This window comes from Paenibacillus sp. GYB006, from assembly GCF_036577645.1.
Taxonomy (GTDB): Bacteria; Bacillota; Bacilli; order Paenibacillales; family Paenibacillaceae; genus Paenibacillus.
In genome coordinates this window covers 205,314-225,449 of sequence record NZ_JARBDA010000005.1, presented here as the reverse complement: position 1 = coordinate 225,449, position 20,136 = coordinate 205,314, and the positions used below count along the sequence as shown (strand labels likewise).

General features: G+C 41.9%; 17 protein-coding genes. 13 read left to right on the top strand and 4 right to left on the bottom strand.

Annotated features, from left to right (window positions below):
• Positions 1-258 precede the first annotated feature (258 nt).
• Positions 259-975, top strand: a complete 717-nt coding sequence (locus PV403_RS14425; protein ID WP_213534390.1) for an ABC transporter ATP-binding protein — start codon at positions 259-261, stop codon at positions 973-975.
• Positions 959-2,566, top strand: a complete 1,608-nt coding sequence (locus PV403_RS14420; RefSeq protein WP_213534233.1) for a hypothetical protein — start codon at positions 959-961, stop codon at positions 2,564-2,566. The genes PV403_RS14425 and PV403_RS14420 overlap by 17 nt, the downstream gene beginning before the upstream one ends.
• 153 nt (positions 2,567-2,719) lie before the next feature.
• Here the strand turns inward: PV403_RS14420 and PV403_RS14415 are convergent, their stop codons facing one another.
• Positions 2,720-3,562, bottom strand: a complete 843-nt coding sequence (locus PV403_RS14415; protein WP_213534231.1) for a sulfurtransferase — start codon at positions 3,560-3,562, stop codon at positions 2,720-2,722.
• 51 nt (positions 3,563-3,613) lie between these two features.
• Positions 3,614-4,573, bottom strand: a complete 960-nt coding sequence (locus PV403_RS14410; RefSeq protein WP_213534229.1) for a DMT family transporter — start codon at positions 4,571-4,573, stop codon at positions 3,614-3,616.
• Between the two features lie 206 nt (positions 4,574-4,779).
• Here PV403_RS14410 and PV403_RS14405 point away from each other — a divergent pair, with 206 nt between their 5' ends.
• Both PV403_RS14405 and PV403_RS14400 read left to right on the top strand, forming a co-directional pair.
• Positions 4,780-5,196, top strand: coding sequence for a hypothetical protein (locus PV403_RS14405; RefSeq protein WP_213534227.1), 417 nt, complete (start codon positions 4,780-4,782; stop codon positions 5,194-5,196).
• A gap of 85 nt (positions 5,197-5,281) precedes the next feature.
• Positions 5,282-6,709, top strand: a complete 1,428-nt coding sequence (locus PV403_RS14400) for an aldehyde dehydrogenase family protein (RefSeq protein WP_213534225.1) — start codon at positions 5,282-5,284, stop codon at positions 6,707-6,709.
• A gap of 156 nt (positions 6,710-6,865) precedes the next feature.
• On the opposite strand, the gene PV403_RS14395 is transcribed toward PV403_RS14400, so the two are convergent.
• Positions 6,866-7,297 carry a J-domain-containing protein gene (locus tag PV403_RS14395; RefSeq protein ID WP_213534223.1) on the bottom strand — a complete coding sequence of 144 codons (432 nt, stop codon included), beginning with the start codon at positions 7,295-7,297 and terminating at the stop codon, positions 6,866-6,868.
• Positions 7,298-7,420: 123 nt separating this feature from the next.
• Between PV403_RS14395 and PV403_RS14390 the strand changes: the two genes are divergently transcribed.
• Entirely contained in the window at positions 7,421-7,981 is a 561-nt protein-coding gene (locus PV403_RS14390; protein ID WP_213534221.1) for an AAA family ATPase, read from the top strand.
• A 37-nt stretch (positions 7,982-8,018) separates the two neighbouring features.
• Here PV403_RS14390 and PV403_RS14385 read toward each other — a convergent pair whose 3' ends face one another.
• The gene (locus tag PV403_RS14385; protein WP_213534219.1) at positions 8,019-9,077 is read right to left on the bottom strand and encodes a hypothetical protein; all 1,059 of its coding nucleotides are present in this window, start codon (positions 9,075-9,077) and stop codon (positions 8,019-8,021) included.
• 256 nt (positions 9,078-9,333) lie between these two features.
• Between PV403_RS14385 and PV403_RS14380 the strand changes: the two genes are divergently transcribed.
• The 8 genes from PV403_RS14380 (at position 9,334) to sigK (ending at position 20,030) form a co-directional block, all read left to right on the top strand.
• Positions 9,334-9,615, top strand: coding sequence for a DUF6509 family protein (locus PV403_RS14380; protein ID WP_213534217.1), 282 nt, complete (start codon positions 9,334-9,336; stop codon positions 9,613-9,615).
• 157 nt (positions 9,616-9,772) lie between these two features.
• Positions 9,773-10,483 (top strand): response regulator transcription factor, encoded by a 711-nt coding sequence (locus tag PV403_RS14375; RefSeq protein ID WP_332085101.1) that lies wholly within the window; start codon positions 9,773-9,775, stop codon positions 10,481-10,483.
• 34 nt (positions 10,484-10,517) lie between these two features.
• Positions 10,518-10,931, top strand: a complete 414-nt coding sequence (locus PV403_RS14370; RefSeq protein WP_332085100.1) for a hypothetical protein — start codon at positions 10,518-10,520, stop codon at positions 10,929-10,931.
• A gap of 71 nt (positions 10,932-11,002) precedes the next feature.
• Positions 11,003-12,424, top strand: coding sequence for a HAMP domain-containing sensor histidine kinase (locus PV403_RS14365; RefSeq protein ID WP_332085099.1), 1,422 nt, complete (start codon positions 11,003-11,005; stop codon positions 12,422-12,424).
• 97 nt (positions 12,425-12,521) lie between these two features.
• Positions 12,522-13,280, top strand: coding sequence for an ABC transporter ATP-binding protein (locus tag PV403_RS14360; RefSeq protein ID WP_332085098.1), 759 nt, complete (start codon positions 12,522-12,524; stop codon positions 13,278-13,280).
• Between the two features lie 182 nt (positions 13,281-13,462).
• Entirely contained in the window at positions 13,463-15,700 is a 2,238-nt protein-coding gene (locus PV403_RS14355) for an ABC transporter permease (protein ID WP_332085097.1), read from the top strand.
• Between the two features lie 51 nt (positions 15,701-15,751).
• On the top strand, positions 15,752-19,192 hold the full coding sequence (locus PV403_RS14350) for a glycoside hydrolase family 2 TIM barrel-domain containing protein (protein WP_332085096.1): 3,441 nt from the start codon (positions 15,752-15,754) through the stop codon (positions 19,190-19,192).
• A 136-nt stretch (positions 19,193-19,328) separates the two neighbouring features.
• Complete coding sequence (gene sigK, locus PV403_RS14345; protein ID WP_213534212.1) at positions 19,329-20,030, top strand: RNA polymerase sporulation sigma factor SigK; 702 nt, start codon at positions 19,329-19,331, stop codon at positions 20,028-20,030.
• Positions 20,031-20,136 lie beyond the last annotated feature (106 nt).

Sequence of the window (20,136 nt, the reverse complement as noted above, 5' to 3'; positions counted from 1 at the left end):
AAGAAAAACACGGTATATGCTAAAAAATAACCCACGCTCTCTGCGTGGGTTATTCCATCACTACGCGGCACCGATGTCATATAGCAATGCACGAAAATGCCGAGTACACAGCACTGCGATAAATTAGTAATTTTGGACCAAATCAAAACAATACCATTACATAGTTACACCATCGCAATGGTTAATGAAACTACACTGCCTCCTTTTACGTATAGAAATAAAAATCAAATCGTATTTTATTTGAAGGGGGATTTGTTATTGCGTCTGATCATAGAAGATATTGTTAAACAATTTGACGGGAAAAAGGTGCTCAAGGGAGCGTCTTATACTTTTGAAAAAGGAAAGATATACGGGCTGCTCGGCCGGAACGGGGCAGGAAAAACGACATTGTTCAACTGTTTGAGCGGAGAGATGGCTATGGATGGAGGGAACGTGTTATTGGAGGAGAATGGACAGGTTCGAGAGCTGCGCGAGCAGGATATTGGTTATGTCTATTCCCTACCGATTCTGCCTGAGTTCCTGACTGGCTATGAATTCGTTAAGTTCTTTATGGATATTAACCGTGATAAGCTGCGAATGGATCAAAGCATCGACGATTATTTTGACATGATGAGTATGTCAGAGGAGGATAGACACCGGCTCATTAAGGGTTACTCCCATGGGATGAAGAACAAGCTACAAATGCTGCTGTTCCTCATAACGAAACCACCGGTGATTTTGCTCGATGAACCGCTCACCTCTTTTGACATCATTGTGGCATCGGAGATGAAGGAGATGTTGAGAGAGATGAAACAGGACCATATTCTTGTTTTCTCTACGCACATTCTACAGTTGGCATCCGATCTATGCGATGAGCTTGTCATGTTGAACAATGGACTATTGTCTTCCGTACCCACAGAGTTGTTGCACAGTGCGGAATTTGAACAAAATATTATAAATCTGCTGAAGGTTGATAGCTATGCTGAGAACACTTAATACACTTGTTGCCGTACGGACATCCACTGCAGCGAACCTGTTCATTTATTACATCCAGAAGATACCGGTGATCGGCAAGCTTGTGACGGACAGTATCTACGCCAATGTAAACTTGAAAAAGGTCATTTCCATTATCGTATTTCTTATAAGCTTGCTATGGGGATTTGCAATTAGGCTAGCCTATGTAGGGATGCTTATCTACGTGCCGGTAGTTGGATTAGGTAATGGACTCTCTGAGGAAGTTCAGCTTCAGTATTTTATACATATTTATTTCCTGCTCAGCTTTGTGGTCGCAGGGGTTAGTAGTGCCACCATATTGGAGCCGAAAAGGGAGAAGTACGTAGCTGTGAAGCTAATGAGACAGTCTCCTGCAAGATATATGAAGGCTTCTCTTGGTTATCGTTATGTCACGTTTATGGTGTATTTCATGCCTGCAATGTTGCTATTCACCTCACTGCTGGGAGCCTCCATCACAGAGACTATTTTGTTGGTGGTGTCTGTCACCTTGTGGAGGATTGGAATGGAGTATCTACATCTTAAGCTATTTGATAAAACAGGTATGGTCTTGATTAAAAATAACGTGATGGTTTGGAGCGTTATCGGGTTTGGCTATGCAGCTGCTTATCTGCCACTACTGTTTGGCTGGGTACCGGTAACCTCGTCGATTCTGCTGAGCCTGCCAATCTGTCTGGTCATCGTGGTTGGAGGTATTTACGCAGCTGTTCGACTTGCCCGTTATTCCAATTATAGTGGGGCTGTCGATGCCGCGACCAAAAGGGATGATCCCTTGCTGGATCTTGGACGTATGATGTCGGAGGCACAAAAAACGAGTGTGAAATCCAAAGAAAGCGATTATGTCTTGGATGAGAAGCATCAGAAGAAGATCGGAACAAAGGAAGGCTACAGCTATCTGAATATGTTGTTCTTTTCCAGGCATCGCAGTCTTATTTATGATCCAGTTTACAAAAGGATGGCCATTATAGGTGCATTGGGTGCGGTGGGAGTGGCAGTCGTTATGATGCTCTCACAGAGAGAAGAGTTTTTAGTGCTAGATCAAGGAATTGTTTTTCCCTTCCTAGTTTTGGCTATGTATTTTTTGTCCGTGGGAGAGAAAATGTGCAGAGCTATGTTCTATAACTGTGATCTCAGTTTGCTGCGGTATAGCTTCTTTAGAGCTGCATCTTTTGAGCATTATAGGATTCGGCTAGTTAAAATAATGCTCCTCAATATAAGAATTGCAATAACTCTAGCTGCGGTATTATCAGTTATCATGTTAGCTGCGAGCGGAGAAGGGTTGAGTAAAGAGATACTCATGATGTGGGTGTGCGTATTATCTCTGTCTATCTTTTTTTCTATCCATCATCTGTTTATGTATTATATCTTTCAGCCATATGCTACGGAATTAAATGTGAAGAATCCGCTGTATCATGTTATAAACATGTTGGTATCGTTCGCAAGTGGTATTAGTATTATCGTACGAGCGCCAGCAGGTATTTTTACTGTCATTGTGGTTACTCTTACGCTAGTTTACTTACTTATTTCGCTTATTCTCGTCCGTAAATACGGAAGCCGCACATTCCGAGTAAAATAAATCGATGCTTAACATAGAGGGAGCCTATAAGGCTCCCTTTTTTTGAGCGCAAGATCAAGCCTCCGCACTCCAACTTTCTCTCTTCAGTAGCTCGGAGATCCACCGCCATAGGATCAAATAATAAAGAACGCTAAGAGCACGATCTCCCCGTTGTTACTCTTTTCCAGTAGCCACCGGGTTCTCCGGATAGGAGATCCAGTCGCTCCAGCTTCCTGCATATAGTTTAACTTTATCAAATCCCGCTGCGCGAAGAGCTAACACATTGGGACAAGCCGTGACACCTGAACCGCAGTATACAATGATCTCCTGATCTTTCGGCAGGTGACGGAAGCGATCTGCAAGTGCTTCTGGGGATTTCCATCTACCGTCCGATTCAAGATTTTCCTTCCAAAATAAGTTGATCGCACCCGGAATATGTCCTGCTGTATGATCGATCGGTTCTTCAAGACCTAAATAACGTGCATGTTCACGAGAATCAATGAGTAGGGAAGAACCCTGCTTAGAAGCTTCTCGAACTTCTTCTAAGCTTGCGAGTAGATTCTGCTGAATTTGAGGTGTAAAAGAAGCAGGTATGCGAATCGGCTCCTCTGCTGTAACGGGAAATCCAGCCGCCTTCCAGGCGCTGTAGCCTTCATCCATCAGGTAAACCTCCTCATGCCCCATATAGCGCAGCAGCCACCATAGACGGGAAGCCATCGCACCGCCCTGATCATCATACACAACAATACGTGTCTCGTTACTTACGCCTGATTTTCGCAATAGCTGCGCAAGGCTGTCAATATCTGGAAGAGGGTGACGTCCCCCGTGTCCCTGATCTTGTAGAGGAGAGGACAAACTGTGTTCAAGATTAAAATAAACCGCTCCAGGGATATGGTCTTGCTGAAAAGCGGTTCTTCCTGCTTCAGGCTCTGCCAAAGAAAAGCGGCAGTCTGCGATAAAGATGTCTGGTTCATACATTCTTGCTAGGACCCATCTCATACTTACGATTGAGTTCATTCATCTTCCTCCTTTTGATGACTTCTACACATTTATTAATATTCTTACGCATTATCCTTTGGTTTGAGGAACGGGACTTATCGTATTCAAGGGATCTGCTGCTTCTGCCAGCGGTATGGTCTCTGCATGAAGAGGATCTGTGCCATATCGAAGAAAAAACCACACTCCGGCAAGTATAATCACTCCAGCGATGAGCTGCAGGGCCGTAAGTGCTTCTCCAAGCAGCATCCAAGCTAAGAGAGAAGCGATGACTGGTTCACCCAGTACAGACATGGATACGGTGGTTGCGCTCATTACTTTTAGCAGCCAATTAAATAAATAGTGACCGAGCAGGGTAGGTACAATCGCAAGAAGAAGGAAGATCCCCCACTCGCGGGCGTCGTATCCTGTGAACGGAATCTGGTTTCCAGCGTTATACAGTGCCAGGGAAGAACCAGCGAACAGGAACACCCAGAAGTTATATACAAAAGCACTAATGTTCTTCCGAGCATGTTGTCCAATAATCATATGTATAGCAACCGCAATCGTGCCTAGAAAAGAGAGAAGATCTCCTGTAAGGGCATCTCCTGACAACTTAAAATCACCTGCTCCGATAATGATTGAACCGGCGACAGCCATACCCATACCAATGAGCATCGAACGATTTGGTTTGGCAGCAAAGATCCACATCGAACCCAGCATCACGAAAATCGGTTCTAGTGTCAAAATGACAGTGGAACTCGCTACGGTAGTCAGCCGTAAGGAACTCATCCATAATAGAAAGTGAACTCCCAGTATGATACCGGAGGCAGCAAGAGTCAGCCACTCTTTCTTATTCAAACGAAAAATTTGATGACGGTATTTATAAAGTAATGGGGCCATCAGTAGATTCGTTAAAAAAAGCCGATACATGGCAACGACAGATACTTCCGCCTCAGACCATCTTACAAAAATAGAGGAAAACGATATGGCAACAATGCCAATAATATAAAGCAGTTCATACTTACTAAATGACCGTCGTTCACTTTGCATTTCTGATTCTCCCAATCGAATGTATGTATTGTCTCTAGATGTATATTAAATCACCTACAACCTTTCATATTATACCGATAAAAAACAAAGCCGAAAAGCAAAAAAACAAACTTGAAATGCACTCTCTCTTTGCGGAAAAATGATTGAACCCCTCTTTTTTCGTGTAATGAAAAGTAAGCTTAACTCAGGATTGGGAGGATAAACTTATGAAAAGACGAAAACATCATTCGACTTTGTTAACCGGAAGTATATTGATGTTAGCTGTTGCTACTTTTAACGCAGAACAGGCGGCGGCTGCAGAGATCAACACAGCAGGCTCCCCTGAAAAGCCGTTCATATATGAAACAACTTCAGAGACGATTCAAGATAAAACCGAGATCACGACAAGTGAATCTAATAAAATAGAAGCTAAAGGAATTTACACCGGTCTAGCGGATCCACATACTGTGGAAATTGAAGTAGATGGTGAAGCGATATGTTTTCAACTGAAGGAAGGCATCATGGAGAAAGTGGAAGCTTGGGATTCTGAGAAGTCTGTAGAATTCACCTACAGCATCAAGTCCTTTGCTGGTATGCCCGATGTGAAGCAGTTTATTCTGCATGACATAAATCAAGTGAAATAAGTGTATTGGTGAGTCAATTCTTATACCTAATCTTTAAGAACAGTTCCGGTGTGGGAACTGTAAATGCGAAACGGAGGAACCAAAAATGAAAACGATTACAATAAATAAACCTGTAGGCATGTTAATTGACGGCGAGTATATTCAGACGAAGAAAACGATTCCCGTAATTAATCCTTCCAATGAAGAGGTCATCGCTGAAGTTCCTGATGCCTCACGTGAGGATTTAGATAGAGCGGTTGCAGCAGCCAGAGAAGCATTCCCTGCATGGTCTAGCAGACCAACTGAGGAACGTGCAGAACTGCTTATGAAACTGGCTGACGTAATAGAGAAGAACAAAGATGAATTAACGGAACTGCTTATGAATGAGAATGGGAAGCCGCTTCAGGCAAGCCAGGCTGAGATGGAAGACGCGATCCGGTGGTACCGGGCAATCGCCTCACAGCGTCTGGATGAAGAGATATTGGAGGATTCCGAAGAGCATAAGGTGGTACTGCAGTATGTTCCTCTTGGTGTAGTAGGGGCTATTGTTCCTTGGAATTTCCCTATGAATTTGGCGGCTTGGAAAATCGCACCGGCGCTCCTTACCGGGAATACACTCGTTGTTAAACCATCACCTAATACGCCGCTATCTACTCTTCGTATGGCAGAACTCGCTAAGGATTTGTTCCCTAAAGGGGTACTTAATATCATCTCGGGTGGAGATGATCTGGGTCCTTGGATGACAGCGCATGAAGGAATGGATAAAATTTCTTTCACGGGTTCAACGGAAACAGGGAAAAAAGTAATGAAGAGCGCATCAGACAATCTAAAACGGACAACCCTTGAGCTAGGCGGGAATGATGCCGCGATTGTGTTGTCTGATGCAGATCCGAAGCAAGTGGTTGAAGGGTTATTCTGGGCAGCTTTTGCGAATACAGGACAAGTGTGTGTGGATGCAAAACGACTTTATATTCATGAAAAGATTTATGATGAAGTTCTCGAAGAAATGATCGCTTATGCGAAGACGATACAGGTAGGAGATCCTTCTGATCCGAAGACGGGTCTAGGTCCGCTGCAAAACAAAATGCAGTATGACAAGGTGAGGGAACTCATTCAAGAGACCAAAGACAGCGGTGCCCGGATTGCCTATGAAGGAGAAGTTCCTGCAGGTAAAGGATATTATATTCCCGTTACTATTGTAGATAATCCGCCAGAAGATTCTCGGCTCGTTCAGGAAGAACCATTTGGTCCCATCGTACCGCTCCTGAAATATAAAGATATTGATGAAGCAGTACAGCGTGCTAATCACACGAAGTATGGTCTTGCCGGTTCTGTATGGGGCAAAGATTTAGAGCTGGCTTATGACGTGGCTTCACGTTTAGAAACAGGAACGGTCTGGATTAATGAATCCCAAGTCATGCAGCCTGACTTCCCATTTGGCGGCCATAAAGAGTCGGGAATTGGTGTAGAACACGGTAGAGCAGGACTTGCTGCTTTTACGAATTCAAGAACCGTGATGATCAAGAAAAAATAACGTTTATGACAATGAAATAAGCGGAATAGGTTAAACTGCTGAGTTTGAACTGCACCCCAAATGTTAGATATCAACTAACATTGGAGGTGCAGTTTTTATATGGCTGAGTTTAGTTCAGCTCGGCGGTTTTTATGCTTGGCCATAAGAGGAACTATATTATCGCCAGTGATTTTCATATTTGATTTCAAGTGTTTGCTCGGATACAAATCCTTTTTGTAGAACAGGATTTGGTACTTTTTTATTATAGTTTTTAATCTTTTCATTAAGAAGTTCAATCTCGATCTCTACTTCCGCTGGGTTAATATGATTCATTTTATGGATGAGAAGTTTCATTTCTGCTGCAATTTCTTTTCTAAGCTCAACCCAGGGAGGGAGGTAATTTGCGTTCTTTAGAACACCGGACAGTACATCCCCCTCTGGAACCTTTAGAGGTTTTCCCATTCCTGCCAGATCATCAAAACCTCCACGTTTAGCGAAGTCTTCAATGGCATCGTTAACCAAATATACGCTTGGGCTTTGATGCGATTCTGGCTGATGCTTTTCTTGTTTTTGGGCTTCTTTATCTTTTGGTTCTTTTTTCGAGAACATGTCCGTTTACCTCCTACTATAAACATGATTTTTTCACAGACGAAGTGGCAATGTCATTACTTGAACCTTACCATAATCCATATATAATAGGAATAATATGGATATAATTTAGGGGGATAACCAATGAAATTCGTGATCATCTTTGGTCCGCAGGCGGTTGGTAAAATGACGGTAGGGCAGGAATTAGCCCGTAAGACAGGAATGAAGCTTTTTCATAATCATATGACGATTGATTTGGTTTCTAATTTTTTTAGCTATAGTAGTCCCGCGGGGAAACGGCTGGTGAACTTGTTTCGAAAAGAGATTTTTGAAGAGGCAGCGAAAAGTGATCTTACGGGTCTCATCTTTACGTTTGTATGGGCTTTAGACCTTCCTGAGGATCGAGACTACGTGGAGAAGATTAGTAGTATTTTCACCTCGCAGGGGGCATCCATATATTATGTTGAACTAGAGGCAGATACGGAGGAACGACTGAGACGCAACCAAACACCGAATCGACTTGAACATAAACCAACCAAGCGGGACATCACTTTTTCAAAGCAGGATTTACTGGATACGGTGAAGCAGTACCGCCTTAATTCGCTAGAAGGAGAGTTGTCGGGGGAAAATTATGTGCGGATTAATAACACTCAGGTCGATGCTGAAAATGTGGCCGATATGATTATAGATCGTTTTAAATGGTAGCCAAAAAGACATTCCAAAACGGAATGCCCGTGTTCAATTATAGTTGGCTTCTTCGATTCATCCGACGGAGCTGTCTTTCGAGTTTGGCAAAACTTTCAGATAAAGATGTGATTTCCTGCTGTTGAGTAGAGACCAGATGGAGCACATCTTTCAGGCTTCCTTTGTTGTATTCGGTTATATCTACTGTTCTCTCTGCTGCTGTTCCAAGGTTCTGTAACATAGACTTTATCTCAATAAGAGTCTCCTCTAGAGGTGCAGTTAAAGCTGAATCTACAGCTGTAGCTGTGAAGAAAGAGTTTTGTTTATGTGGGAACATGGTAGGTATCAGTAGATTGTTAATCTGCTCATTAACCTGATTGAACTGATTAGCTAGCAGCAAAGATTGTTTGTTCTGCATTTCTAACGATTCAATGATATTTTCAATGGAAGACACAATCTCAATCGATCGTTGATTGGTTTCATACGTGGCCACCTGTAAATCATTCTGATACTGACTCGCAGCCTGAACGGATTCTGTAATTTTAGTCAGCATGGTTTTCATTGCGCTTTTGGCTTCTAATGCTCTTTGCTTTTCTAGTTCCTTTTCTTGCTGTAAAGTGTTATTGAACTGCGCATACATCAGATTTACGACAGATACCAAAGTAAAAGTAATGATATAGAAAAGAAGGTCCTGAACATTTGTAGAGTGAAATATATTTTCTCCTTGAGTAAAAAAATAGAAACATAAGATCGACAAGGTGATGAGCAGTGTGAGTGCATTAATTATTCGATCCTGGTAGATGCCCATGATGGCCACATAAAAATACATGGTCATAATATTGATCATATGGGGATCGATCTTGATTAATAAAAATAAAGCAACACCACTCACGAGGGTAATAAAGTATTTTATGTAAGGAACGGTCCAAGTGAATTTAGGATGATTGGATATAAGGGTCACAGGTACAATAATGAGAAATATGGTACCCATTACAAGAAGTATAAATTGGAGTGAGATCCCAATTGTAAAACTAAGCATTTCGTTTACGGTGATAGCTGCTGCAAGGACAAAAACCAAACGGTTATTTCTTTTTTTTGTGAGTTCAATATCAGTCACAAGTAGACACCCCTGTTTCTCCTAGGCATATTCTGTCCTAAGATTGTCCTGCACTGGTAGATAGCCAATGGTTCCTTCTCCTCCTGTTCCTATGGCTTGCTATGTAAAGTATATCGGAAAATGTCGAAAAAGACTGTAGTTTTATGCAAATACCAAGCTTTCAGTTTTAAAGAAGTGTTCCAAGGGATAGTATGAGTACATAAGATCAGTTATAATGAATCTTTTAAGACAGGCAGAAAGGGTGACATAAAATCATATGCTAACAATTACAGAATTTGAGGTACAGGAAATTAACGACCCCTTTGGTATTGTAGAAGGGACAAGATATGAGTTCCAAATCGTAATTGATCCAGAGGAAGATGATGAGTTGTACTCTGAGAATGGTGTTTACATTCGCGTCATTTATAGAGCAGACGAGCCTAAAGCGGGAATTATTAAGTACGATTTGTATGAAAAAGTAACAGAAAAATATCTTGATTTTGATCTTGAAGAAGATGAACTGGCCGTGCTTGAAACGTTCTGCAAAGAGCACATCTAAATGTCGTTTAAGTAATGAGATGGTTAATAAAGCATATTCTGAACAGCGTAAGGGCTGTGCAGGGTATGCTTTTTATTTTACGCTCCTTTTACTAGGTAGAATGGATATATATGTTATGATGAATGCGTATTGCATACTCAAGTTCAGGAGCGTAGAGATGAGCCCTAATCGAAAGATTCTTATTGTAGAAGATGACCAAGATATTTCTCGGGTAATCAGAGATTATCTGGTCCTTAATAGTTATGAAGTTTGTGCTGTATACAGTGGAAGCGAAGCATTACAAGCAATAGAAGTAGAAAATCCGGAATTTATTATTCTAGACATTATGCTGCCTGATATAGATGGAATCGAACTCTGTCGACAAATTCGAGAAAATAACTCTGTGCCGATCCTCATATTAAGTGCGCGAGGTAGTGACACAGATAAAGTGCTTGGACTTGGTTTTGGTGCTGATGATTATATGACAAAACCGTTCTCCTTACGTGAACTGCTTGCGAGAATTGGATCGAATCTACGAAGAGTTGAAATGCTAGGCACACAGCAAATGCTGCAAAGTAATGATCATATTTTACATATTGGAAAGATTCGAATTGATAAGAAGGCATACCAAGTAACAAAAGAGGGGACAGAGATTTCGCTTTCCGCCAAAGAACTGGAGCTGCTATTTTTTCTAAGCAAGCATAAAAACCAAGTGTTCACAAAAAGTCAGCTGCTAGATGCCGTGTGGGGCTACGCTGCTTATGGTGATGAAAATACGATTACGGTGTACATTCGCAGATTACGTGAAAAACTGGAAGCGAATCCTTCAAAACCTGAATATATTCGGACGGTGTGGGGTGTGGGCTACAAGCTTAGTACAAACGAATGACTAGAGAAAAATTGGACAAGTAGGTGGTGATCGCATGAAAAAGGTTAATTTGCTGAGCATTCTGTTATTGCTCTTTACTATTGGTTGTATGGGAAAGGGAGAAGGTTTGGATAAAAATGAGTTCTTAGAAAGTTTCGAGACGTCTCTTAAAAGTCAAGGATTAGAGATAAGACAGGTACAACCATCTTCAAATGCAGTGATGGAAAATGTAGTTCCGTATCAATTTAATATTAAAGTAAATGGTGAAGAAGAAGATGCCCTCTTTATATATTTTTTTAAGTCTTCGAGCCAAGTTGAAAAGGCCGTTAATAATGCAGAATACACTATTACAACATTGACTAAAGTGACGGAGTATAAACGAGATAACATTCTAGTTGTTCATTATGCGTTTGACGGATTTACAGAAAAATATGGTTCTAAAATCAAAGAAGCAATGGATATGAATTGAAAATATTCACATAATAATTTGTTAGGGTATTCAACAAATGAGACCAGTCAGGGTGGGAGAACATAATGTATTTGAAGGATTGGATGCGAAAATGGCTGATCGCTGGGATGACTTGTCTTGTTCTACTATGGGGATGCGGTGCAGGTATGCTCCTCACGCATTATAGCAGGCAAAATAATGCTTCTGAAGCTGTTATTAATCAGGTCCGGCTCCAAGTGAATGCCCTTAGGTTATACATAGCAGAGTATCATAAGCAGATTCCTTATGATTTAAAGTTACAGCAAACCCTGAGGTCCATGGCTCAAGATCAGCAAGTAAGCTTACTCTATACGAATCTAGAGGGACAGATCTTATACGATACCTTAGAAGAAAATACACGTGAGAACATCGATGTCAATACGGAACTTCATTACGATTTATATCACGCAAAAGAAAACCATGGCAATTATAGCATTGCTTTTCCTATCGTTGATGAAACAACGAATATTCAAGTGGGAAATGCAATTTTTACTATGCCTGAAAGTGAGATCTTCACACAGAAATCCTATGCTGTGCCTGCTTCTTTGTTCATTATGATGACTGTGATGTTTCTTATTCTATGCTTCCTGCTGTTTCTTCTAGCAAAGAAAATAAGAACCCATATGATAGGACGAGTACATCAGTTGAAAGAGTATTCCGAAGCTATTTTAAAAGGGAACTACGAAAATACAATGGAGTACACAACGATGGACGAGATTGGTGAGGTTTATGCGATGTTTGACCAAATGAGAATGGAAATTATGCATCATAGCCGCCGGAGAGATGAACAAGAGCAAGCACAGAAAGAATTAGTCTCTACGATCTCTCATGAACTGAAGACCCCTCTTACTACTCTTACCGCCTATATCGAAATGATAAGAGAGGGAGGATGCCGGGATATGACCTCTGTGATGGAATATGTAGAAGTGATGCATAACAATGCGCTGAAAATGACGCGATTAACAGAAGATTTACTACAGCACGCCTTACAGGAACTAGGACAAATCTCTGTCACGCTTACCGAACAATACAGTAAGGACGTATTAACTAGAATCTTGCAGCCGGTCGGGCATTACGTTCGTTCTACTGGGGTGATCTTTATGGAGCCCGAGCATATTCCAAATGTACTGATTCATGTCGATGCGAACCGGCTGGAGCAGGTGATAACAAACCTAATCTCTAATGCTCTAAAACATACATCTTCAGGAGATTCGATTCGTGTAGGTACGGTGCTTGAGCAAGGACATTTAAAAATAACCATAGCAGATACGGGAAAAGGAATTCTTCCGCAGGATCTGCCTTTTGTTTTTGATCGGTATTTTAAAGGGAAATCGAGAATGAAGCCAGAGTCCGTTGGGACGGGGCTCGGTCTTTCTATTTGTAAACATATTATAGAAGCACATCAGGGTTCGATTTCTTTTCAAAGTGTACCTGATCAAGGAACGGTATTTTATTGCTATATCCCTGTAAGGTAACTCTTAACGGCTGTAATATTTCATTCATATTTAGATAAGGATTTATACATAAATACTCCCTACAATGAGATTATACGTTATCTTGAGGAGGCTTTTATTGTTGAAAAAGGCAGTGATTCAGGCGAAAAACCTTTGTAAAACATATATTACAGGTACGGAACAATTCCATGCGATTCGTAATTTAGATTTAGAAGTGTATGAAGGAGATTTCACGGTCATCATGGGGAACTCGGGATCAGGGAAGTCCACACTGCTTTATCTGCTGAGTGGTTTGGATGCAGTAACTGTGGGGGAGGTTTATTTTCGAGAAGAGCGAATTGACCGCTACACAGAGAAGCAATTAGCCGAGTTTAGAGCCCGCCGGATCGGATATATTTATCAAAGCATAAATTTAGTTCCTGATCTTACGCTGTTCGAGAATATTGCTTTACCTGGATATATTGCCGGGCAGTCTACTAAGCACGTGAAGGACTCTGTGCGTTCACTTCTAAAAGCGATGGGGATTGACGAACAGCAGCATCGTTTGCCGTCTCAAACCTCTGGAGGACAGCAACAACGAGCTGCAATTGCTAGAGCATTGATAAACAATCCAGACGTCATTTTTGCAGATGAGCCGACAGGAAGCCTCAATTATGATCAGGGGGTAGCCGTACTTGAAATTCTAACGGAAATGAATCGAAGAGGACAATCGGTGGTCATGGTCACGCATGATATGAAAGCAGCGGCTCGGGCAGACCGACTGATTATGATTCAAGACGGAAAAGTAGCAGATGTGCTTGAGTTTGGTAAATTTGATTCTAGTGATCTTCTGGATCGGGAATCGATTATCTTTTCTTGCATCTCAGGGAAGGAGTGAGTCTTATGGCTGCTGTATTCACTCTTTGTCTAGCAAATCTTAGAAAAAAGAAAATCCATAATGGACTAATCGGTCTATTAATCCTTCTATCAACGTTACTTTTGACCACTTCCATTAATGTGATCTTCAGTACTACAAATTTATTTACGGAGATGCATACGAGAACACAGGGGTCGCATGAGATGTTGCTTTTACGAGACGAACTGCACAATTCGCAGCAGATCGCTCAGTGGTGGACAGAGCAGCAAGGGGTAGAAACTTCTCCTTTGTTTCCTTACCGGATGTTAGCGGGCATGTCGGTACAGGGTGAGGATAGGGCTGCCGAACTTTCCAATCTCACTCTCTATATGATGGATACGCTGACCCGTCCGTATGCAGTAGATGAGTTATTATTTACGCAAGGGAAGGAGAGTGTCTCTCCAGAAAGAGGGGAGATCTGGATTCCTACTTCGATCGCTTATCTATATGAGATAACGGTAGGAGACAGGCTGGAGTTCACCGATGGAGAGCGTCCATTCACCTTGGAAGTATCTGCGCTTGTCATCGATATGCCATTTGGTGCACCTTTCGCTACAGAAGCACGGATATGGATGAACCATGAGGATTATGTACAGCAGACTCAAAGTATGCAAGGCAAAGAACAATATATGATGGGACTTCGATATGATGATTATGATCAGAGTTCGGGGTACTGGGAGCGGTTTGAACAGGAGTTGGGTACTCCCTATTTGGAGACGAAGATCAGTTATGAGCAGATGTCTTCTTTTTATCTAATCATGAATAAAGCAATTGGATTTATTATGATTTTTCTAGGCATTGTAATGACGCTGGTCGCATTATTTACGATTGGTTACACCATTTCAGATGATGTGTTATCGAATTATAGAACGATTGGTGTGATAAAAGCATTAGGTTTAACTTCAGATAAAATGGTAGGTATTTATCTAATGCAATATGCTTTTATTTCGATAATTTCGATTATTCCCGGCTTATTAGCCAGCCAGTGGGTATCGAGGGTGATCATAGAAAGCTCATTATCATCGTTAAAACTAGCGGATTCACAAGATAAGATCGGAGCCTATTTCATTCCTGTCGTTGCAGGTAGCTTCGTATGTGTGTTAATCATGCTCTTCGTTTTTCTATATGCTAGTAAAGCCCGCGATATTCAGCCGATGCAGGCGATTCGGTATGGAATGTCAGAGATAGACTATAGCAAGAAGACGAAGCCATTTATGGGGAAAGAAACAGGACTTTTTTCATTTGGTAAGACACCACTTCTGGTTGTACTGGGATTAAAAAACATACGAAAAAACAAGAAAGCTTCTATGCTCATGGCGCTACTGGCTACGATTATGACAGCTGTTCTTGTTCTGGGATTTGTTCTCCTATACAGTATTAGTAACATTAAGCAGACATCGGCATCTTGGGGGTATGATTCCTCGGATATTTCCTTACGAGTTGTGAATTCCTCTACCTTCTCCCTTGAGTCATTTAATCAAATGTGGTCTTCTGACCCAAGGTTCAAAAATATAACATGGCAAGGGTACGTGAATGGTGTCGTGTCTTCAGAAGAGCATAGGGGTTCTCATGATGAAGATCGGAAGTCTATGAATTTTAGCATTTCGGTACTGGATGGAAGTTATGATGAAGTAGGATATACCACGCTTAAAGGAAGAAATCCGCAAGTGAAAAATGAAATTGCTATCGGGATCCGCGTTGCAGAGGAGTTAGGCAAAGATGTAGGGGATGTCGTCGAAGTTTATATTGAGGGGAATAAGCAATCCTTCCTCGTCAGCGGTATTTTTCAATCGATTGCAAACCAGTCCGTATCCGCAAGAATGATGGCAGATGCCCTGCACGATCAATTTGGCGATTATATTGTTGCATTTGTAAATATCAACCAGGAACAAGATGCGGATGAAATTGTTAGTGAAATAAATGAAAAGCATGAAAATTCGTTGTTAGCATCGACGATAGAGACGTTATTAGATGCCACATTTAAACAAGCGGCAGCCTCTTTGCTTCTGCCGATGAGCATGATGGGGTTGTTGTTCACCGGAGTAACGATTATCATCATATACAGTATCAGTCGAATGACGATTCGAAAAGAAAGCAAAACCTATGGCATTTATAAATCGATTGGATTATCTTCACAAGATCTTCGATTATCGATTTCGATAGGGCTGATCGTTCTTTCTGCTGCGGGAGTCATCATTGGTATTTTACTGGGCGTTTATTTACTTCCGAGCTTGCTTGGGACGATTCTATCGGAATATGGGATTGCGGAGCTTCCTTTGATTTTGCACTGGGGAGGGATTCTTTCTTTTGCGGCTGTTACATTCATTGCTGTAGGAATAGGTTCGTGGGCTTCCTCAAGAGTGATCGCTGCCACATCTCCACGAATTCTTGTTATTGATTAGTTCGGCATTAATCGAGAACACATTTTAGTTGGAAGAAAGGGAGATTACACAGTGAATCATAAAAAATTGTTTAACGATGGATGGGAGTTTTGTAAGAGTGATTTAGAAACAACGGCTAAAACAGAACTTGATTTTGGGCCGGTAGATATCCCTCATGACTGGCTGATTTATAACACATTAGACTTATATGAAAATAGTATTGGATGGTATCGTAAGCGCTTTACGATCTCGAAGAAAGAGAAACATACGCTAATCTGCTTTGATGGTGTTTATATGGACTCTACCATTTATGTGAATGATACGTATGTTGGAGAATGGAAATATGGCTACTCCTCCTTTGAATTTGAGATTACCGACGCGCTCATTGAAGGGGAGAATGAGATTCTCGTGAAAGTGGTGCATCAAAGTCCTAACAGCCGTTGGTATTCGGGAGCGGGCATTTATCGCAATGTATGGCTTAAGACAAGAGAAAGCAGTTATATCGAGACAAATGGAGTGTATATACACACAAATCAAGAAGGGCACAAATGGAGTATTGAAATTGACACTGATCTACATAGCGCAGGGGAAACTCAGCTATTACATACATTGCTGTACAAAGACCAAATGATTACGAATGGTGTAGAGATAATTTCTGGAAAAGATGAAGCGGTTTCAAAGGTAAGTCAAGTTCTCTATACCGAGAATCCTTTGCTATGGAGCACAGATGAACCGCATTTGTATCAGCTGAGAACAGAATTATTATGTCTCTTGCCGGACGATATAGCGGAGAAGGAATGGAAGGTCGTTGAAAGCATCACTCAGAACATCGGATTTCGAACGCTAGTCATGGACCCTCAGCAAGGGTTGAAGTTAAATGGCAAGAAGATGAAGCTGAATGGGGTATGCGAGCACCATGATTTGGGCGCATTAGGGGCAGCGTTTCATGTAACGGCACTGCGAAGACGATTTGAAATTTTGAAGGATATGGGCGTTAATGCCATTCGGACAGCACACAATATGCCTGCAGTAGAGTTTATGGATTTGGCCGATGAGATGGGGATGCTCATTGTCTCGGAAGGATTTGATATGTGGGAAAGGCCAAAAACGACCTATGATTATGCGCGTTTTTTCAAGGAATGGGCTCCGATTGATGTGAAAAGCTGGGTAATGAGGGACCGTAATCGTCCAAGCCTGCTGATGTGGAGTATCGGCAATGAAATTTATGATACGCATGCAGATGAGCGGGGACAAGAGGTAACGAAGATGCTGATGGAAGAAGTACACCTACATGATTACAAAGGAAATGCCAAAGTGACGATCGGCTCGAACTATATGCCATGGGAAAACGCACAGAAATGTGCAGATATCGTGAAGCTAGCCGGTTATAATTATGCAGAAAAATATTATCATAAGCATCACGAAGAGCATCCGGATTGGATCATTTACGGCAGTGAAACCGCATCGGTTGTTCAAAGCCGGGGGATTTACCACTTCCCGTTCGAACAATCCATTCTTGATGATGATGATGAACAGTGCTCAGCACTCGGGAACAGCACGACGAGCTGGGGGGCAAAGTCGGCAGAAGCATGCATTATCGCAGAAAGAGATGCGCCGTTCTCGCTGGGACAGTTTATTTGGACAGGGTTTGATTACATCGGTGAGCCGACACCGTATCATACAAAAAACTCATATTTCGGACAGATCGATACGGCTAATTTTAAGAAAGACGCTTATTATATCTATCAAGCTGCATGGACGGATTATAAGAAGAAGCCTATGATTCATATTTTCCCTTATTGGGATTTTAACCCGGGTCAAATCATTGATGTTCGTGTCTGCTCGAATGCACCAAAGATTGAACTTCAGCTCAATGGGGAAACGGTAGGAACTTATGAAATCGATCATGAGCACGGAGATCAGCTGGTAGGCTGGTGGAAAATCCCTTATGAAGTGGGAGAACTGAAAGCGATTGCTTATGACGAGTCAGATCAAGTGATTGCGGTCGATGTGAGAAGATCCTTTGGTAATGCAAGCGAAATTTGTTTGAAGCCAGATCAAAATACGGTTACAGCAAGTGGAACCGATGTGGTCTTTGTCGAGATTACGATGGAAGATGAACAGGGTAATCCGGTAGAGAATGCGAGCAACCGCGTACATGTACACGTTACAGGAGCCGGACGCTTATTAGGCTTAGATAATGGGGACAGTACAGATTACGATCCATACAAGGGCACAAGCCGAAGATTGTTCAGCGGTAAACTTATGGCGATCATTGGAACAACGCTAGAGCCAGGTACGATCGAGGTGGAAGTTTCTTCAAAAGGGTTAGAAAGCCAGAAGCTTGAGATTACATCTCTGCCGGCAGCTGAAAGCGCATTAGATGGAATTTCGGCAATTACGCAAAACAAAGAGCTGCAGCCTAATCTTGGAATGGTGGATGAAATACCTCTTCGCAAAATTGAACTGCTGAGTCCTTCCGGACAACAGTTTGATGAATCGACAAAAGAGATGACGGTACAAGCTAATTTATTCCCCGCGGACACATCGTATCCAAATGTAATTTGGAGTGTGGTGAATGATGCAGGAATTGAGTCTAATCTAGCCCAAATCGAATCCTTCGGCCAAGAAGCGAAGATTACGGCACTCGGGGATGGAAGCTTTCGAGTACGCTGCATGAGTAAGAATGGCTCGGATAAGATCAGAATGATATCCCAGTTGGAATTCACTGCAACCGGTTTGGGCACTGCTTTTAAAGATCCATACAGCTTTATTTTTGGAGGGCTTCACGATGAAGTGAAAGGGGAAGTCGGCAATGGAAATGAACGCGGTGTAGCGACAAGCCGAGATGGGGAAACACAAGTCTGCTATCGCAATATCGATTTCGGTGCCTATGGATCCGATCTAATTACGATTCCTATCTTTGCGCTAGATGATGAACCTTATGAACTGCAGATTTGGGAAGGTATGCCGGAGGAAGAAGGCAGTGAACTGCTGGCTGATGTAGTGTATCAGAAAAAATCCCAGTGGAATGTCTATCAAGCGGAAACGTATCAATTATCCAGAAGACTTCGCGGAGTTACGTCCCTTTGCTTTGTTTTACAGAAGAAGGTGCATATCAAGGGATTCTCATTTGAGAAGAAGAACCCGGCCTTTGAGGTTAATATGGCGACAGATTGTGATCGTATTTACGGAGATACCTTTACCTTGGCGGAACAGGGAGTGGAAGGGATCGGAAATAACGTATCCCTTACGTTCGAACAGATGGATTTCGGAACAGAAGGAGTTTCAAAGCTCGTTATTTATGGAAGATCGCCGGTTGATAAGAATACCATTCATGTTCGCTTCGAATATGGTGAAGATTCTAACAACCAACTTATCGAATTTACCGAGTCCGAAGGATATGTGGAACGTGTATTTGAGCTAGAGAGAGTTACTGGGCTGCAGAAGGTTACCTTTATCTTCTTGCCTGGAAGCAACTTTGATTTTGGCTGGTTCCGTTTCGAACAATAAGGATTGCTGAAATAATAGTTTAGATCTTTCGGTAATTAGCTATTTCCGCCGTACAGGCACGAATAGGTGTATGCCTACATACAATGATTAGACGACAAACCAAGAACTGTCCCGAAAATTGTAGGAGGTGTCCCCCGTGCCCGGATTATTTACGGCGATTGCACTATTTATTAAAGAGCTTTCTTTGCTGGTGTCTTATGTAAAAAATAATGCGTTTCCTCAGCCTTTGTCTGAGAAAGACGAAGCAAAGCATTTAAAGCAAATGGCGGAAGGCGATGCCCGTTCACGTAATTTGCTTATTGAACATAATTTACGGTTGGTTGCACATATTGTGAAGAAATTTGATAATACCGGTGAAGATCAAGAAGATCTGATTTCGATTGGAACGATTGGTCTAATCAAAGCCATTGAGAGTTTCCAACAAGGAAAAGGGACGAAACTGGCGACTTTTGCTGCACGTTGTATTGAGAACGAGATACTGATGCATCTGCGTTCCTTGAAGAAGACAAGAAAAGATGTGTCTCTCCATGATCCGATAGGAACTGACAAGGAAGGTAACGAAATTACTTTAATAGATATCCTCGGTACCGAAGCGGATGAGGTGATGGATAAGGTTCAGCTTAAGATAGAGAAGAGCAAAATCTATCAAAACCTTGATATCCTCGATGATCGGGAGAAAGAAGTAGTAGTGGGCAGGTTTGGACTTGTAACCGGCGGAGAAGAGCGGACACAGCGAGAGATCGCAAAAGAGCTTGGTATTTCGCGTTCCTACGTTTCTCGTATCGAGAAACGGGCACTGATGAAACTGTATCATGAGTTTTATAAGGCGAAGAATTAACTTAAAAAATTCAGGGAAATAACCTGTAGGGATGAGATACGACTGTCTTAATCCTACAGGTTATTTGTGTATTATGAACAGACAAAGGAAATCATCGTAGCGATTC

Coding starts and splice junctions, on each gene's coding strand:
- PV403_RS14400 (WP_213534225.1), top strand. CDS start 5,282: ATGAAAACGATTACAATAAATAAACCTGTAGGCATGTTAATTGACGGC.
- PV403_RS14405 (WP_213534227.1), top strand. CDS start 4,780: ATGAAAAGACGAAAACATCATTCGACTTTGTTAACCGGAAGTATATTG.
- PV403_RS14395 (WP_213534223.1), bottom strand. CDS start 7,297: ATGTTCTCGAAAAAAGAACCAAAAGATAAAGAAGCCCAAAAACAAGAA.
- PV403_RS14355 (WP_332085097.1), top strand. CDS start 13,463: ATGTTGCTTTTACGAGACGAACTGCACAATTCGCAGCAGATCGCTCAG.
- PV403_RS14415 (WP_213534231.1), bottom strand. CDS start 3,562: ATGAACTCAATCGTAAGTATGAGATGGGTCCTAGCAAGAATGTATGAA.
- PV403_RS14420 (WP_213534233.1), top strand. CDS start 959: ATGCTGAGAACACTTAATACACTTGTTGCCGTACGGACATCCACTGCA.
- PV403_RS14375 (WP_332085101.1), top strand. CDS start 9,773: ATGAGCCCTAATCGAAAGATTCTTATTGTAGAAGATGACCAAGATATT.
- PV403_RS14410 (WP_213534229.1), bottom strand. CDS start 4,573: ATGCAAAGTGAACGACGGTCATTTAGTAAGTATGAACTGCTTTATATT.
- PV403_RS14370 (WP_332085100.1), top strand. CDS start 10,518: ATGAAAAAGGTTAATTTGCTGAGCATTCTGTTATTGCTCTTTACTATT.
- PV403_RS14390 (WP_213534221.1), top strand. CDS start 7,421: ATGAAATTCGTGATCATCTTTGGTCCGCAGGCGGTTGGTAAAATGACG.
- PV403_RS14380 (WP_213534217.1), top strand. CDS start 9,334: ATGCTAACAATTACAGAATTTGAGGTACAGGAAATTAACGACCCCTTT.